This window comes from Corynebacterium sp. HMSC05E07 (assembly GCF_001807225.1).
In the GTDB taxonomy this organism is placed as follows: Bacteria; Actinomycetota; Actinomycetes; order Mycobacteriales; family Mycobacteriaceae; genus Corynebacterium; species Corynebacterium singulare.
On record NZ_KV788209.1, the window covers coordinates 202,724 to 218,517 of the forward strand.

The window sequence follows — 15,794 nt, forward strand, 5'->3', positions numbered from 1 at the left end:
ACATGTACCCGCTGCGCTCTAAAGTCACCACTGTCGGCCGCCAAGCGTCCGGCGCCCGCGCTCTCTGGCGGGCTACCGGCACTAAAGAGAACGAGTTCGGCAAGCCCATCGTGGCCATCGCCAACTCTTATACCCAGTTTGTGCCTGGGCACGTGCACTTGAAGAACGTCGGTGACATCGTCGCTGATGCCGTGCGCGAAGCCGGCGGCGTGCCGAAGGAATTCAACACCATTGCCGTGGATGATGGCATCGCGATGGGTCACAGCGGCATGCTCTATTCCCTCCCCTCGCGCGAGATCATCTCCGATTCCATCGAGTACATGGTCAACGCGCATACTGCCGACGCCCTCGTGTGCATCTCCAACTGCGACAAGATCACCCCAGGCATGCTCAACGCGGCCCTGCGCCTCAACATCCCCACCATCTTCGTCTCCGGCGGCCCAATGGAAGCCGGCAAGGCCGTGGTCGTCGACGGCGTGGCTCATGCCCCGACTGATCTGATTACGGCCATCACGGCGTCGGCAAGCGAAGCCGTCTCCGATGAGGGCCTCGCACAGGTAGAAGAATCTGCCTGTCCCACCTGCGGTTCCTGCTCCGGAATGTTTACGGCCAACTCCATGAACTGCCTCACTGAGGCACTCGGCTTGGCCCTGCCGGGAAACGGAACCACGCTGGCCACCCACGCTTTCCGCCGTCGCCTCTTCGAGGACGCCGGACGCACCATCGTGGCCATGTGCCAGCGCTACTACGGCGAAGAGAATGACGCGGTCCTCCCGCGCTCCATCGCCACGAAGGAAGCCTTCACGAACGCCATGGCGTTGGATATGGCCATGGGCGGTTCCACCAACACCGTCCTCCACACCCTCGCCGCCGCGCAGGAGGGCGAGGTGGACTTCACCTTGGAGGACATCAACGAGATTTCCTACCGCGTGCCCTGCCTGTCCAAGGTGGCCCCCAACGGCACCTACCACATCGAAGACGTCCACCGCGCCGGCGGCATCCCCGCCATCCTGGGCGAACTGCGCCGCGCCGGCCACGTGAACATGAAAGTCCACACCGCGCTCTATGACAATGCCGAGCAGTGGCTCGATGATTGGGATATCCGCGGCGGCACGGCAACCGACGCTGCCCGCGAGCTCTTCTTCGCGGCCCCCGGCGGCGTGCGCACCACCGAGCCTTTCTCCCAGTCCAACCGCTGGGATGAACTCGACACGGATGCTACCAATGGCTGCATCCACGACGCGGAACACGCCTTCTCCTCTGACGGCGGCCTCGTTGTCCTGCGCGGCAACCTAGCCCCCAACGGCGCCATCGTGAAGGCCGCGGGAGTGGAAGAGGAACTGTGGACCTTCACCGGCCCTGCCCGCGTCGTGGAGTCACAGGAAGAAGCCGTGTCCATCATCCTCAAAAAAGAAGTCCAGCCCGGCGATGTCATCGTCATCCGCTACGAGGGCCCTGCCGGTGGACCGGGCATGCAGGAGATGCTGCACCCAACGTCCTTCCTCAAGGGTTCCGGCCTAGGCAAGGCCTGCGCCTTGATTACGGATGGGCGCTTCTCCGGCGGCACCTCTGGCCTGTCCATCGGCCACATTTCCCCGGAAGCCGCTCACGGCGGTCTCATCGGCCTCGTAGAAAATGGCGATCCCATCACCATCAACATTCGCGAGCGCCAGCTCACCCTCGACGTGGACGACGACGTCCTTGAACGCCGCCGCGCCGCCGAGGAGCAGCGCGAGAAGCCATGGACACCGAAGGACCGTACACGCCCAGTTACCAAGGCGCTGCGTGCCTACGCCAACATGGCAACCTCAGCTGACCGCGGTGCAGTGCGCGTCGTGGATGGCCACGTCCAGTAGGCCATCCCGGCCATAATAAGCGGCAGCGTCACCCAGGCCAAGGACGAGCGCCAGCGGATAATAGCTTCCGCTGGTGCCCACAGGTCTTCGGGCGGCGCAGCGCTGGAAACAAGGCACCACCACACCACGACGATGAGCAGGGTCCGCGCTGGGCTGCCGGGGATAACCACCGTAGCTATCAATGGCAGCAGCCAAATGCAGTAGTAGCCCTGCATGAGCCCAGTAGTCATGAGAACTCCGGCGAAAAGAACACCGAGCGAGCAGTACACCCACACCACCGGTTGCTCGCGCTTGTAACGCCACAGTGCCACCAACGCTAGCCCCACCACGACGAGGAAAGCCACGGTTGCGCCTGTGATGGCTCCTTCCGACCAGCCCAGCTGCCGGCCCACGCCTTCGATGGAACCATTGTTATAGTCGCGGGCCTGCCCCAGGTAGGGCAGCAAACGGTTGAGGTAATCCTGTGGTTGGGACATTGTCAACCACCCAGCGGCGAAGACCCCCACCATGAACACTCCGGCCACGACGAGCACGGTGATATGGCCGGATAGCAGCGATACAACGCCCAACGCCAGAAATTGTGGCTTGATGGTCATGGCCACGCCCAGAATAATGCCTGCTGCGACAGCCTCCCAAGACTTCAGGCCCGCACGCCAACCGCGTGCCAGCAGCTTGATGGTTAACAGCGCAAAAAGCACCTGCAAGAGGAAGAGGAAGCCGTTGATATTGGTCAGGCTCAACGTGCTCTTTACTGGCTCGTCGAAAGCGCAAGCCACGATGACCAGCACGGCGAAGACACGGCCCCGATAACGCGCCGCAACGGAGGCAGCCAGCAACCACAGCGCAATGAAGATGGAGGCCGCGCCCAACCACATCATGATGGTGCGTGCGATGTCCCGGCCGGGCAGCCAGCCGATTGGGCCGAGAAGAAATGTTGCCCCAGGTGAGTACAGGTAGTGGGGATCGAGCGTGGAGTAGTCCTCATCGTAGACCGGCCGACCATGGACGTACTTGTCCACGGCGTTCCAGATGGGGTCAAAATCGGATCCCGTGGTCCCAGCTGGGGACCACACTACGGCAGCAAATACCATAACGCCGGCGACACAATAGAGCATCCGGACTGCCGGGACACGCCAATCAGGGTCAGAGGCCGGGGGAAGCAGGTTCTTCAACAGGTTCATCGCTAGGTAGCGTACCATCGTACATTTGGCGCTCTAGCTCGTCACTCAGCATGGCTGCGAACATGTTGGTGAGATGCGAAGAATCGCGGTACACCATCACGTTGCCGATAACGCCGGGGCAACGGTCTGGACCACACATGGCGTTTGTGAAGTCAAGGTGAGTGACATCCAACCCAGCCAGTGCGTTCACGGCAGGATTCTCAGGCAGCAGTGAGTCGTCCCGCTCCACGCCACAATCAAGCAGAGGATCACCTGCAACGTATCCGCCCGCAGCCACGCAGTCACGCACATCTAAAGGACCTGCCGGAGTGTGCGGCCAGGGAGTGTCGCGCAAACCCCACACTGGCATGCCTGCACCGTTGAGGCGCTCGACCACCGTACGCAGGCCCTCGGGAGTCTGCTCCGGCCCCATGGTTCCTGGCGCTGGCTGGGTAGAAATGAGGAAGGCGCCTTCCGTCGCTGGATTGGCCTCCATGTAGTCCAGAGCAGCCTCGCTCCAGACGGCGCACTCTGGGTAATCGTGCCCATCGGAACGCTTAGGCTCACCGCCTGGGAAGCAGCCCATCTTCACCATCGGAATGATTCGAATCCCCTGTTCACGGCCCACAATATCCAGGGCCGGCAGCATCTGGTCCGCGTGTGAATTTCCAAACAGGTACATCGTGCGAGCGGAATTTACGTCACCATAAGCGCACAGCGTGTCCTCGGTGTTCCACTGTCGCGTCAGGATCGGCTCCTCATGTTCATAAAGCGCTGTGCACCCATCGGTATGCGTGGTCGGGTAAAAAGACTCGATCGGATTGCGTGCGTTCGGCACAGGATCCCGCGGAGGGACTTCAACGCTCTTCAAGAGAGCATCGGGACCTGGGTAGTCAAGAATGTCGCTCTCGCTCACGCTCGCGGTGGAATCTGATACCGCAGGAGGCTGTGCCCATGCGGCCAGCGCTACAGCTGCTACAGTCAGCGCCGCGATGCCTGCCGACGCCCTCTTTTCCGTACCTACTAACCGCCCTGGCAGCCAAGAGCGCTCTCCAGGCTTAGCTTTCTGCCGAGTGGGTACCTCCACAAAGCGCAGTGTGAGCCAGGCAAGCACCATCGAGAGGATAATGACGCCCGTGCCCGCCAAAAGTCCACGAGTCGTGCCGACGGCAGCGAGAATGCCCATACCGTCTCGGTTGGACTCTCCCCCGCTGAGTAGATAGGTCACCAACACCAGCAATGGCCAGTGCCACAGGTAGAGACTGTAAGAAATACGTCCTAAGAATTGGAAAGGTGCGGTGGTCAGAACCCGTCCGAGGCGGGAGGAGGGTCCCGCGACGATAACGAGAGCCGCACCCGCAAGCGGCATCAACGTTGCAGGGCCGGGAAACTGCTGTGCGCCATCCATGACCATGCCGGTGGCCAGGATGAGTGCTAGGCCAACAAGGCTCCAGTCAGTCCGCCGGTGACCAGCCCCAGCAGCCCCGGCCATGCGGTGGGTTCCGGGCTGCGTCAGCCACAGCCCCAGCAACCCGCCAAGACCAATCTCCCAGAAACGGCTGAGCGGCGAATAATAGTTTGTGCCTTGGTCAACACCATGCAGGTAAATCGCGTACAAGAAGCTGGCCAGCGTAGCAATTCCCAGCCCCCAAGGGGCGACGCGTGAATTGATGCCCTGGACATCACCACCGTGGCCCCCACACAGCCGGTACACGCCTGCGCACAGGAAAATGACCAGTAGGGATCCTAGATAGATTTGCAGCTGGGCCGACATGGACCACAGGTGTTGATACGTGCTTACGTCCTGGCCGATGGCCGCGTAATCTTGCCCGGCAGCCGAGAGCGCGAAGTTCTGGACATAGGCTAACGAGCTCAGCGCTTCTCTGCCTTCCCTTCCCCACCGCGTTGGCGGGAAGACAAGGAGAGCCAGCGCTAATGTGACAGTGACAGTGACCACGAGTGCCGGAAAGAGTCGACGCAGCATCCGAATGACCACTTGAACTGGGGTTAGCCCCTGAGGGTTGAATGCGTTGCGGATTTGGGGCCCGAAAAAGAAGACACCGCCGATAAGTAGGAAGACGTCAACGCCCGCTGAGACCTTGCCCACGAAGACGTGGAAGAACACGACCAGCGCGATGGCCAAGCCGCGCAGGCCGTCGATGTCTGTACGATAGGTCGATGATTTCGGCATAGCCCCTAAAGCCTAGGACATGTGGGCTCTAAAACCGTCATCGGCCATGATGCGCGGGACCGCTGACGCATCGAAGACTGCGTTCACATTCGGTCCCCAGCCAAGTCCTTCAGCGCCGCCAGGTGACCGTCGAAAGCAGCTTTACCTTCTTCCGTGAGCGCAACCCACACCGAGTCTTTGGCACGGCTAGCACCGTATTCCCGAAAGCGGGTCACATAGCCGGCCTGTTCTAGAGCCCCCAATTGCTTGGACAAGGTGGCGTCCGAGAGCTCCGTACGGTCACGCAGCACGGCAAATTTCATCTCACGGTTAACTTCACCGCCCTGCGTGGCCCCGAACGCGTTGAGCGTGGCACAGATTTTAAAGCGGTTGAGCGGGTGGATAGCCGGATCAAGTCCGCTCATCGCGGCATCCGATCCATCGCGCCGGTGTGCAGCGTCCAAAAGGTCGCCGCGGCACACAGCACACCCGCGATACACGAGGCAACAACGTGTCCTTCGACGAAGGGAGTGAAGAGCGTCGGCAGAATCATAAAACCTACGCCCGCAAAGTAGCGTCGGCTGACACCCCGGCCAGCATTCGGATCCACCTTCTGCCGCATCGAATCCCGCACCCCTGAGCGGTAAAAGAAGGCCAGCCCCACCAGGAGGCCAACAACGAGAAGAAGCCCGCCCACGAGAACAAGCGGGTGGACATCGACCTGAATCCACATGTAGGCGAACCAGGCGCCGTAGGCCGCAGCCACGAGCAGGCTCACCCAGATGGGCGGCCGCTTCGCTGCGGCTGCCTGCTGTTGTTCCTCAAACGCTAATGCGTCCTGAATGTCCTGGTTCACCATGTGCTGTCTTCACCCTTCCACGTCTTGTTTTCCATTACGGAAATCAACTTACTTTACGCAATGGAAAACAACAAGGTGGGTGCGTGGACGTGTTTAGTTCAGCGGATTAACACCGGCGCCAAACCACCAAACGGCAACCAGCGCCGCGACGCCAATAATCACAAACACCCAGGAAGTCGCCAACGGACGGCGCGTCCAGGAGCGGTTGAAGTCGAGGGAGATGAAACCCGGGCCAGTGAACTGCAGAGCTACTGCGATGACAAAAAGGACAAGACCCAGCCAGACACTCTCGTTCCACGCGAAGACATCGAGGCCATCACCGGAAGCATTAAGACCGTGAATCGCGTCAAAGCCGGTCACGATGAGGCCGAACATGGCCGCCAGCGGGGTCACGAGGCCAAGCAGGAGGAAGGCACCAGCGATAAGCTGAACCGTTGGAACCCCGATGGCCAGCGCTGCTGACATGGCGTACTCGCCGTACTCGCTCTCCAGCCCCGCAAGCCCCTCGTTGCCACCAAGCTTAAAGAAGGTGGAGGCACCTGCCACAAGCAGGTAGATGCTTAGAGCCAAGCGCACAAAGAGAAGGCCAAAGTCCATGGTGCCGCGGCGTGCCGGCTTCGGATCCTCTGTTGTCTCGGTGACATCGTGCTCAACGTCCGAGTCGGCGACAGCCACCGTGCTCGGAACCTCGTCGTGCGTAGCCGCCTCCGGCATCGCAGTTGTATCAGCGGTGGCCTCTGCCCGCGGGAACGCGGTGGTCTCGGCATTCGTCGAATCTACTGCCGCGGTGCGGCCCGCAGCAGCGCTGTCGAAAGACAGGGAATCCGAAGACTGGCTCTCAAAAGTCTCAGTCCTAGCATCGGCACCAGGTTCGGTGGCGGGAGTGGTAGAAGAAGTGGTGGCAGTCTCAGCAGGCTTAGGTTTAATCACCTTTGGCTCCGCGCGCCCAGCGCGCTGAAAAAGACGGCTCTTCTTGGGCTCAGGCTTGCCTTCAGCTGCAGATTCTACGGCAGCCTCGCTCGCCTTCACAGAATTGGAGCCAGTCCCAGAAGCGGAATGAGAGCCGGTGTAGGTGGGAATATCGTCATCAATGCCGAATGCTTTATCTGGAGTTTTATCGCTCATGCCTCCAACTTAAGCCAGTATGGCGAGCTTATGGTGCATTCTCGTCGGCGCGGCGCGAAGCTAAAACCGCACGGCCAGCGGCAAGAACATCCGCGGTGAGGTCCGCCAACACCTCAGATTCCAGACGCCAGCGCTGCCAGTAGAGGTCGATGTCGAGGGGGAAGTCGTCGAGAAGCACTAGCGCCCCTGAGTTCAACAAAGGTTGTGCCTGCAAGCGCGGCACGAGCCCCCAGCCCAGCCCATAGCGCACGGCCTCAACATAGGACTCTGACGAGGGAATCTGCGACACCCGGGCCCGCAGAACCCGGGAGTCAATGAAGCGCTCGCGCATCGCATCATCGAGGGTCGCATCATTCGGACCAAAGCCAACGATGGGCAGGGTATCCCAGTCCTCGAAACTCTCCGCCAGGCTGGGCGCGGCCACCGCAAAATACCGCATCGTCCCCAGGTACGTTGACTCGCAGCCTGACACCGGAGTCTGCTCACGGGTCACCGCACCCAAAACATCGCCTCGTCGCAGCATAGCCAACGTGCGCGCCTCATCCTCAATACGAATGCGCAAGGCAGCCTCTCCACGCGCGGCGGTCTTTTGAATCACGGGTTGGAACCACGTGGCGAGTGAATCAGAGTTGATAGCCACGGTCAACGGCACACGCGCAAGCCTTGCTGTGAGGCGGGCATCAGCCTCTGCCTGAACAAGCGCCATACGCCTCGCCGCCTGGGCCACAATCTCCCCTGCCTCGGTCACGGTCACGGGATTGCCGCGGCGCAAAAGGATACGCCCGGTGGAGACCTCAAGGGCTTTGATGCGCTGACTGACGGCCGAGGGTGTGATTCCTAGCACACTTGCGGCGGCCTCAAAAGAGCCTTCGTCAACAATGGCCAGCAGAGTTTCGGTGTGGAGCGGGTTCATGAAGCTATTTTAAACCAACTGTAGAACACTTAACTGGACTTCATATGCGTTTGCCCGCACACTTAATGCCATGTCAGTAGTGCTCGCAGGATTTGCGCTGGGATTGTCCCTCATCATCGCCATCGGACCGCAGAACGCCTACATCATCAAGATGGGCATCAAACGGGATCATGTTGGCGCGATTCTGCTGGCCTGCCTGCTTTCCGACGTCATCCTCATCAACGCCGGAACCGCCGGCGTGGGCTACCTTGTCGAGCGCTTCCCCACTGCGCTGACCGTGGTGAAATACCTCGGCGCGGCATACCTCATCTACTTCGGATTCACCTGTTTCCGTGATGCGTTTAAGAAGGAACAGGAAGCGCTGGTCGTTCACAAGAGCGAGCCCGTTGCCGCCTCAGTAGAAGCCAACGGTGGAGACACCACAGCTCCGGGCGGCTCCGTGCTGACAAAGATCCGCCCCCGGATGCGCTCAACGTCGTGGGTCAAGCCGGTCATGGGCGCGATGGCCCTGACCTGGCTCAATCCCCTGGCCTATGTCGATGCCCTCGTGATGCTCGGCGGTATTGCTAACCAGTACGGCGATCAGCGCTGGATCTTTGCTGCAGGCGCTGTCCTTGCTAGTGCCGTCTGGTTCCCCTCCCTCGGCTTCGGCGCCTACAAGCTGTCCCACGTACTGGCGAAGCCGATGACGTGGCGCATAGTCAACATCGTCATCGGCTTCGTCATGCTGGGGCTTACCGCCAAGCTGCTACTGCACTAATTCTTGGCAGCCTCATCGTCCTCAGTGGGGTCGCCCACGGCGCCGGTTTCCTCGACCCACGCCTTGATTTCTTCCTCGCTGCGGTCTTGCTCCACGGCGTCGCGCTCGGTGTAGTAGGAGTGATCGTTACGGTTTTCCTCCCACTCCTCCTTGTCGAAGTCCACGTCGTCATCGGAGTGCAGCTCCTCGACGACCTCCGAAACGAGGTCCTCGAATAGAGCCTCATCGTCCACATTGGAATCAGCAATCTGCTGGCCGATTTCGTCGTCATAGCGCTCGGCATCATAATCAGTGTCCGGGTGCAGCTTCAGATGCAGCAGCGCACGGATGCGCTCGCGGCGCAGCCCCTCATCCTTGATGGTGCTCAGCGTACGCAACCAGCCAATAACCAGGATGACCACGAGGACGATGCCCATGTAGCCCAGCACCGGGTAAACGTACTGCATGAGGGACTTGAATCCCGCGAAAGAAACCGCGAAACCGGCAAGGCAGCCAGCGATGAAAATGATGCGGTACTTAGACTCATTGCCCGAAGACAAACGCTTGCCCAGCGCATAGAACATGCCGATGGCCGTGTTGAAAATCATCAGGTAGATGATGATGGCCATGATGACGCCGAGCGTCGGGTGAATATTGTCCACAAGGGTCAGCATCGGGATGTCAGAACCCGCAACGTCCTCCGCGTTCATGAGCAGGGTGAATCCCGCGATACCCATGAGCAGCGCGTAGACGGCACCACCCACGATGCCACCGAGGCCCGCCTCACGTGGAGAGATGTTATCGCCACCAATAACCAGGGACATGGACACTGCGAGGATGAGAGCCAAACCGTTGTAGTTGAGGGCGGAGACCAGCCAGTTGGAGATCGGGGACTCTACTGCAGCAGAAGCATCGATAGCAGCGGAAACATCAGCCGGCATGTGCATCAGCGTGTAGCCGCCGGCAAACAAAACGGCGATGATGATAGTCGGCGTCAGCATGCCGATGACCTGCGAGACCTTATCCACATCCAGCATGCCGGCCACGAGAACCATGACGAGCATGATGAGCGAGCCGATCCACGCGGGCCAACCAAACTGCTGCTGCAAGTTGGATCCGGCACCAGCGAGCATGACGAAGCCCACGGCGAACAGGGTGAGAATCACCGCAATATCGAGAATGCGCGAAATAAACGGGTGAGTAATGTTGCGGAACACTTGGTTGTGCTCATTGGCGTGGAAGTAGCTTCCCAGCTGCAGGAACACAGTTCCGGCCAGAGTCATCACGAGGCCGGCAACAACAATGCCCCAGATGCCGTTGATTCCGAAGGACGTAAAGTACTGGACAACCTCCTGTCCTGTAGCGAAGCCCGCTCCCACGAGCAAGCCGATAAAGGACAGGGCAATGCCCACGACGTTTTTATACGACACGTTTTCCTATCTTCTTATCTAGTTCTTGAGGGAATAAAAGCTCGCCATTCCTCCCGTCAGAAGTATGGCGCAGGACTAATCCCACGGTACGCGGGCTAGATAGGAAACCCTGTATCGGGCTGCCGAGATTTTGCTCCAATTTACTTTCATGCATGAGCAAAGTCACCGCAGCCATAGGCATAGATCACACCAGGGCTACCTGTCTTAGTGGTCGGCGAAAGTTGCTGTGTCAATAACGAAGCGGAACTTCACCTCGCCGGCTACAACTCGCTCGTAAGCGTCATCAACCTCATCGACGCCGACCTTTTCAATGACCGCACCGAGGTTGTGCTCAGCGCAGAAATCAAGCATCTCCTGAGTTTCTGCGATACCACCGATGTTGTTACCGGTCAGAACCTTGCCGCCGCCGACGATGCTGCGCAGGCGCAGCGGAAGCGCCTCCGGCGGAAGGCCGACGACGGACATGATGCCGCGCGGCTTGAGCATGCCCAAGTAGGCCTCGAGATCGTACTCAGCAGAGATGGTCGACAGAATCAGATCAAACTCGCCGCGATGGTTCTTGAAGAAGTCCTCTTCCTCCGTGGTTGCCAAAGTTCGAGACGCACCCAGCTCCTTCGCTTCTTCGGCCTTGCGGGAGGTGCGGGAAATGACGGTGACGTCCGCCCCCTTGGCGGCTGCGATCTGCACACCCATGTGGCCGAGGCCACCGAGTCCCACGATGGCCACCTTGTGGCCTTCCTTGACATCCCAGCGAGCCAGCGGGGAGTACGTCGTGATGCCTGCGCACAACAGCGGTGCGGCCACGTCGAAATCAAGGGCATCCGGGATGGAAAGAACGAAGTTCTCGTTAACGACAACCTTCTCGGCATAGCCCCCCTGGGTAATGGTGCCGTCGACGTCCTTGGAGTTGTAGGTACCGACGTTGCCGTTGAGGCAGTTTTGCTCCATACCGGCCCGGCATTGCTCGCATTCACCGCAGGAGTTGACCAAGCAGCCAACTCCCACACGGTCCCCGACCTTAAACTTGGTGACGTCCTCCCCCACGGCGGACACGACGCCGGCAATCTCGTGGCCAACGGTGAGCGGAAAGTGCGCCTCGCCCCACTCATTGCGAATGGTGTGAATATCGGAGTGGCAGATACCGGCCGCCTTGATGTCGATGACGACGTCATCGGCGCGGGGGTCGCGGCGCTCAATCGTTACGACCTTGAAAGGCTCAGTGGGTCCGGTTTTCTGCAGTACTTTCGCTTGAATAGTCATGGCGACCACGGTACTCCGTGGCCGCCTGACCTCGCATAACGGAAACTACTCCCAATTAGGAGAGCTTCTTTGCGATGAGCTTGTTCACCTGGCCCGGGTCAGCCTTACCCTGGGTAGCCTTCATCACGGCACCAACGATGGCTCCGGTCACCTTCTTGTTGCCGGCCTTGTACTTCTCCACAATGTCCGGGTTGGCTGCAAGCGCGTCATCAACTGCTTTCTCAATGGCGCCGTCATCGCGAACAACCTCGAGCCCGCGCTTGGCGACGACCTCATCGACGTCACCCTCACCTTCCAGTACGCCATCCACGGCTTGGCGCGCCAGCTTGGTGGTGAGCTTGCCTTCCTTGACCAACTCGACCACGCGGGCAACCTGTGCTGGGGTAATGCTCAGAGAGTTAAGCTCCACACCGGACTCGTTAGCCTTGCCCGTCAGGTAGGACACCCACCAGGAGCGAGCCTCGTCCGGAGTAGTGCCGGCCTCGACGGTCTCAATGATGAGGTCAAGCGCACCAGCGTTGACCAGGTCACGCATTTCCTCATCCTTGAGGCCCCACTCCTCCTGGATGCGGGCGCGGCGAATCCACGGCATCTCCGGTAGGGTCTCACGGATCTCCTCGACCCACTCGCGGGACACGATGACCGGTGGAAGATCCGGGTCGTTGAAGTAGCGGTAATCCTCCGCGGTCTCCTTCGGGCGGCCCTTCGAGGTGGAGCCGTCCGTTTCCTGGTAGTGGCGGGTTTCCTGGACGATCGAGCCGCCATCGACAAGCACCTGCGCCTGGCGTTGCATCTCAAAACGCACGGCCTGCTCTACCGAGCGCAACGAGTTGATGTTCTTGGTCTCCGTGCGGGTACCAAACTCCTCCTGGCCCACCGGACGCAGGGAAAGGTTGGAGTCCACACGCATCGAACCCTGATCCATGCGGGCATCGGACACGCCCAGCGCCGCAACAAGCTCACGCAGCGCGGATACGTAGGCGCGGGCAACCTCGGGCGCACGCTCGCCCGCACCAATGATCGGCTTCGTCACAATCTCAATGAGCGGAATGCCCGCACGGTTGCAGTCCACGAGCGAGGAGGTGGCACCGTGGATGCGACCATCCGCACCGCCCAGGTGCGTCAGTTTGCCGGTGTCCTCCTCCATATGTGCGCGCTCAATCTCAACGCGCCACTCGGTACCGTCATCGAGGACGACGTCCAGGTATCCGTCGTACGCAATCGGCTCATCGTACTGGGAAATCTGGTAGTTCTTCGGCTGGTCCGGGTAGAAGTAGTTCTTGCGGGCGAAGCGCGAAGACTCAGCGATGGAACAGTTCAGGGCCAAGCCAATCTTGATGGCACCTTCCACACCCTTGGAGTTGACGACGGGCAGGGCTCCCGGCAGGCCGAGAGAGACCGGATCAACATTGGAGTTGGGGGCTGCGTTGAAGTTGGTGGGCGACGTGGAGAACATCTTGGTCTCCGTGTTGAGCTCCACGTGGACTTCCATGCCCATAACGGGCTCGAACTTTTCTAGGACCTCGTCATAATCCATCAGGTCATACATCGCAGCAGTCATGCGTGCCATCTTAGTATGTCAGCACGACTCCGTGCGCAACCGGCTAGCCCAACACCGTGATGGCATGGGTAATGAGAATTTTGGCAATCATCGCCGCTGGATAGACCATGGCATAGCCCAACGCTACGCGCTGATCCGTGTTCGTGCGGTTATTGACAAAAGCCAGGACAGCAGGCTGCGTTTGCGCGCCCGCCAAGGCACCAGCGGTCTTTGTAGCACCAACATGGAGGAACCAACGGAGGACGAAGGCATACCCCGCCGCCACAATGGTGGTCACGATGGCTCCGAGGAGGAGAATTTTCCACCACGAGCCGCCGGTAAACGCACTCGCAATCTCACTTCCGGCATTAGTGCCGGCCTGGGCAAGGAACAGCAGGAGGCCCAGTTCAGCCAAGATGGTATTCGCCGAATGCGGCAAAGCAGTCACCGTGTTTCCAATACGGCCAATTCGGGCCATGATGAGGGCCACGATGAGCACGCCCGCCGCTGCACCCAGGTTGAAGGATGAGCCACCGGGAATCGGAATGTCAATGTGGCCTAAGAATATGCCCAAGGCCAGGCCCAACCCGAGGGACACAGGGTTAATATCGGTCAAACCCTGGGAAGAGTCACCGAGGAACTTTGAGATGTCACGTAACGCGTCTTTAGGGCCGACCACTCGCACGCGGTCACCCAGCTCCACGATGTGCTCCGGGATAGCCACCTGGTCATTATCAGCGCGACGAACTCGAGAAATTCGGGCTCCCCATCCATCTGCGAGCTGGTTGTTGAGCTCCGCAATTGTCTGGCCCGCCAGGTTATGTTCCGAAATCGTAATGCGGCGGAAATCCAGGTCATGGCGATCATCATTAAGAATCTGCGGCGATTCACGCCCCGCATACTCAATGATGTTGTCGAGGACCTCCGGTGCTCCCACCAGCGTCACCACATCGCCTGGATGCAGGACGTCAAAGTATTTTGGGATGACGATGTCATTGCTGCCCACGCGGCGCAGGCGGGTAACCTGCACTTCCCCATTACCGAAGTCTGCGAGCTCAGCAATCGAGGTCTCGCGCTGCAACTGCATGTGTTGGCGCGTGACAGGAGACAAGGTGTCGTCGTCATTGCCGGCGTCCCGAAGCACCAGCACCGTCGCCGCCAACATCCCGATGACACCAAAAAGGTACGCTACGGCATAACCCACCGTGGCTGCGCTTGGATCGCCCGTGGCTTCGGACGCCGCTGCCAGCGCCGGGGTGTTTGTCACAGCACCAGCGAATGCACCGGCAATGGTTGCAGTCGACAGATCAAAGACATATGTACCCAAGCCCCATGCGGCGATCGCGGCAATGATGAATACCGCGATCATGGAGAGGACTGGGCCCGTCGCGGTCTTAAGAGACTTAAAAAAGGACACACCAGAGTTGTTGCCGATGCCAAACGCAAACAGCACCAAGCCAAACATGCCCAGTATGGGAGGAACTGAGGCCTCTACCCCGACTGCCGCGGCTGCCGCGGAGAAGGCGATGCCCAGAAAAAGCACAGCAGCCGCGCCGAGACTGATGCCGCGGGTTTTAATACTGCCGAGGGCCATTCCTACACCGATGAGCAGGAATACCAAGAGGACTGGTTGCTCAGCAAAGTACGCTAAAACGCTCGTCATCACTACCTTTAAATTGTGGTCCGGACCGGGGTTTAACCAAACAGGGCCTGCGCGTTGGCGTAGCGCTTCTCCGGAACCACCTTGAGCTGCCCGACGGCCTCTTCCAGCGGGACGAGGTCGATGTTTTCGCCATGCAGGGCTACGCACATGCCCGACTCACCGTTGTGGGCTGCACGCGCTGCATGGGTGCCGTAGCGGGTAGCGAGGACACGGTCATAGGCGGTCGGGGTACCACCGCGCTGAATGTGGCCGAGGACCGTCGTGCGAACGTCGTAGCCGGTGCGTTTCTTAATCTCGTCACCAATAACCTGGCCGATTCCGTTGAAGGTCTTGTGCCCAAACTGATCCACTCCGCCCTCTTCGAAGTCCATGGTGCCTTCCTTCGGCAGCGCGCCCTCAGCCACACAGACGATGCCATACTTCTCACCCATCTGGAAACGGCGCTCCATGGCCTTGGTGATATCCGCGATGTCGAAAGGAACCTCGGGGATCACGGTGTAGTGCGCACCGCCGGCCATACCCGCGTGCAATGCAATCCAGCCCACGTGGCGGCCCATGACCTCAACGATGAGGATGCGGTTGTGGGATTCCGCGGTGGTGTGAAGGCGGTCGATCGCGTCGGTAGCCACAGATACTGCGGTATCGAATCCGAAGGTGTAGTCCGTGGCATTGACGTCATTGTCAATCGTCTTCGGTACGCCAACTACAGGGATGCCATTGTCCGAGAGCCACTTCGCGCCTTTGAGGGTGCCTTCGCCGCCAATGGCGATAAGGGCGTCTACCTCTGCATCGGCCATGTTGGTCTTGATGGTATCGAGGCCTGCTTTGAACTTGTCTGGGTGCAGGCGACCCGTACCGAGAATGGTGCCGCCGCGCAAAAGGATGCGGTCGATTTCAGCGTCGTCGTAAAGGTCCCGGCGGCGATCCTCCATAAGACCAACCCAACCGTCCTCGTAACCGACGACCGTGTCGCCGAACTCGTTGGATGCGGTACGAACGACCGCGCGGATAACAGCATTCAGACCGGGGCAATCACCACCGGATGTCAGTACAGCAAGACGCATGGTTTCCAATCTACT

At 59.9% G+C, this 15,794-nt stretch carries 13 protein-coding genes; 2 read left to right on the forward strand and 11 right to left on the reverse strand.

Going from position 1 to position 15,794, the window contains the following annotated elements; all coding sequences use genetic code 11:
• The first annotated feature begins 2 nt into the window (after nt 1-2).
• Entirely contained in the window at nt 3-1,856 is a 1,854-nt protein-coding gene (ilvD, locus tag HMPREF3149_RS03445) for a dihydroxy-acid dehydratase (protein WP_070536614.1), read from the forward strand.
• On the opposite strand, the gene HMPREF3149_RS03450 is transcribed toward ilvD, so the two are convergent.
• The 6 genes from HMPREF3149_RS03450 to HMPREF3149_RS03475 all read right to left on the reverse strand — a co-directional run bounded on the left by HMPREF3149_RS03450 (nt 1,790) and on the right by HMPREF3149_RS03475 (nt 8,083).
• On the reverse strand, nt 1,790-3,037 hold the full coding sequence (locus HMPREF3149_RS03450; RefSeq protein WP_070536616.1) for a glycosyltransferase family 87 protein: 1,248 nt from the start codon (nt 3,035-3,037) through the stop codon (nt 1,790-1,792). The genes ilvD and HMPREF3149_RS03450 overlap by 67 nt on opposite strands.
• Nucleotides 3,000-5,207: an acyltransferase family protein gene (locus HMPREF3149_RS03455; protein WP_070536618.1), complete on the reverse strand. Its 2,208-nt coding sequence runs from the start codon at nt 5,205-5,207 to the stop codon at nt 3,000-3,002. The genes HMPREF3149_RS03450 and HMPREF3149_RS03455 overlap by 38 nt, the downstream gene beginning before the upstream one ends.
• A gap of 83 nt (nt 5,208-5,290) precedes the next feature.
• Nucleotides 5,291-5,611, reverse strand: coding sequence for a transcriptional regulator (locus HMPREF3149_RS03460; RefSeq protein WP_042530587.1), 321 nt, complete (start codon nt 5,609-5,611; stop codon nt 5,291-5,293).
• The gene (locus tag HMPREF3149_RS03465) at nt 5,608-6,045 is read right to left on the reverse strand and encodes a hypothetical protein (RefSeq protein ID WP_070536620.1); all 438 of its coding nucleotides are present in this window, start codon (nt 6,043-6,045) and stop codon (nt 5,608-5,610) included. Before HMPREF3149_RS03465 ends, HMPREF3149_RS03460 begins: the two co-directional genes overlap by 4 nt.
• Before the next feature lie 93 nt (nt 6,046-6,138).
• A complete protein-coding gene (locus tag HMPREF3149_RS03470; RefSeq protein ID WP_070536622.1) occupies nt 6,139-7,170 on the reverse strand; it encodes a DoxX family protein in 1,032 nt (343 codons plus the stop codon).
• 28 nt (nt 7,171-7,198) lie between these two features.
• On the reverse strand, nt 7,199-8,083 hold the full coding sequence (locus HMPREF3149_RS03475) for a LysR family transcriptional regulator ArgP (protein WP_070536625.1): 885 nt from the start codon (nt 8,081-8,083) through the stop codon (nt 7,199-7,201).
• A 70-nt stretch (nt 8,084-8,153) separates the two neighbouring features.
• Between HMPREF3149_RS03475 and HMPREF3149_RS03480 the strand changes: the two genes are divergently transcribed.
• Nucleotides 8,154-8,843, forward strand: a complete 690-nt coding sequence (locus HMPREF3149_RS03480) for a LysE/ArgO family amino acid transporter (protein ID WP_070536627.1) — start codon at nt 8,154-8,156, stop codon at nt 8,841-8,843.
• On the opposite strand, the gene HMPREF3149_RS03485 is transcribed toward HMPREF3149_RS03480, so the two are convergent.
• The 5 genes from HMPREF3149_RS03485 to HMPREF3149_RS03505 all read right to left on the reverse strand — a co-directional run bounded on the left by HMPREF3149_RS03485 (nt 8,840) and on the right by HMPREF3149_RS03505 (nt 15,779).
• Entirely contained in the window at nt 8,840-10,252 is a 1,413-nt protein-coding gene (locus HMPREF3149_RS03485) for a YkvI family membrane protein (RefSeq protein WP_042530578.1), read from the reverse strand. The two genes, HMPREF3149_RS03480 and HMPREF3149_RS03485, sit on opposite strands and share 4 nt — an antisense overlap.
• 204 nt (nt 10,253-10,456) lie before the next feature.
• A complete protein-coding gene (locus HMPREF3149_RS03490; RefSeq protein ID WP_070536724.1) occupies nt 10,457-11,512 on the reverse strand; it encodes an NAD(P)-dependent alcohol dehydrogenase in 1,056 nt (351 codons plus the stop codon).
• A 55-nt stretch (nt 11,513-11,567) separates the two neighbouring features.
• On the reverse strand, nt 11,568-13,073 hold the full coding sequence (gene gatB, locus HMPREF3149_RS03495; protein ID WP_042530574.1) for an Asp-tRNA(Asn)/Glu-tRNA(Gln) amidotransferase subunit GatB: 1,506 nt from the start codon (nt 13,071-13,073) through the stop codon (nt 11,568-11,570).
• A gap of 43 nt (nt 13,074-13,116) precedes the next feature.
• A complete protein-coding gene (locus HMPREF3149_RS03500; protein ID WP_070536629.1) occupies nt 13,117-14,715 on the reverse strand; it encodes an aspartate:alanine exchanger family transporter in 1,599 nt (532 codons plus the stop codon).
• Nucleotides 14,716-14,747: 32 nt separating this feature from the next.
• Complete coding sequence (locus HMPREF3149_RS03505; RefSeq protein ID WP_070536631.1) at nt 14,748-15,779, reverse strand: 6-phosphofructokinase; 1,032 nt, start codon at nt 15,777-15,779, stop codon at nt 14,748-14,750.
• Nucleotides 15,780-15,794: the final 15 nt, after the last annotated feature.

Bases quoted from the DNA above. Each gene is read 5' to 3' on its own strand.
- HMPREF3149_RS03450 (WP_070536616.1), bottom strand. From the start codon at position 3,037: ATGAACCTGTTGAAGAACCTGCTTCCCCCGGCCTCTGACCCTGATTGG.
- gatB (WP_042530574.1), bottom strand. From the start codon at position 13,073: ATGACTGCTGCGATGTATGACCTGATGGATTATGACGAGGTCCTAGAA.
- HMPREF3149_RS03465 (WP_070536620.1), bottom strand. From the start codon at position 6,045: ATGGTGAACCAGGACATTCAGGACGCATTAGCGTTTGAGGAACAACAG.
- HMPREF3149_RS03505 (WP_070536631.1), bottom strand. From the start codon at position 15,779: ATGCGTCTTGCTGTACTGACATCCGGTGGTGATTGCCCCGGTCTGAAT.
- HMPREF3149_RS03460 (WP_042530587.1), bottom strand. From the start codon at position 5,611: ATGAGCGGACTTGATCCGGCTATCCACCCGCTCAACCGCTTTAAAATC.
- HMPREF3149_RS03480 (WP_070536627.1), top strand. From the start codon at position 8,154: ATGTCAGTAGTGCTCGCAGGATTTGCGCTGGGATTGTCCCTCATCATC.
- HMPREF3149_RS03470 (WP_070536622.1), bottom strand. From the start codon at position 7,170: ATGAGCGATAAAACTCCAGATAAAGCATTCGGCATTGATGACGATATT.
- HMPREF3149_RS03490 (WP_070536724.1), bottom strand. From the start codon at position 11,512: ATGACTATTCAAGCGAAAGTACTGCAGAAAACCGGACCCACTGAGCCT.
- HMPREF3149_RS03500 (WP_070536629.1), bottom strand. From the start codon at position 14,715: ATGACGAGCGTTTTAGCGTACTTTGCTGAGCAACCAGTCCTCTTGGTA.
- HMPREF3149_RS03475 (WP_070536625.1), bottom strand. From the start codon at position 8,083: ATGAACCCGCTCCACACCGAAACTCTGCTGGCCATTGTTGACGAAGGC.
- HMPREF3149_RS03455 (WP_070536618.1), bottom strand. From the start codon at position 5,207: ATGCCGAAATCATCGACCTATCGTACAGACATCGACGGCCTGCGCGGC.
- ilvD (WP_070536614.1), top strand. From the start codon at position 3: ATGTACCCGCTGCGCTCTAAAGTCACCACTGTCGGCCGCCAAGCGTCC.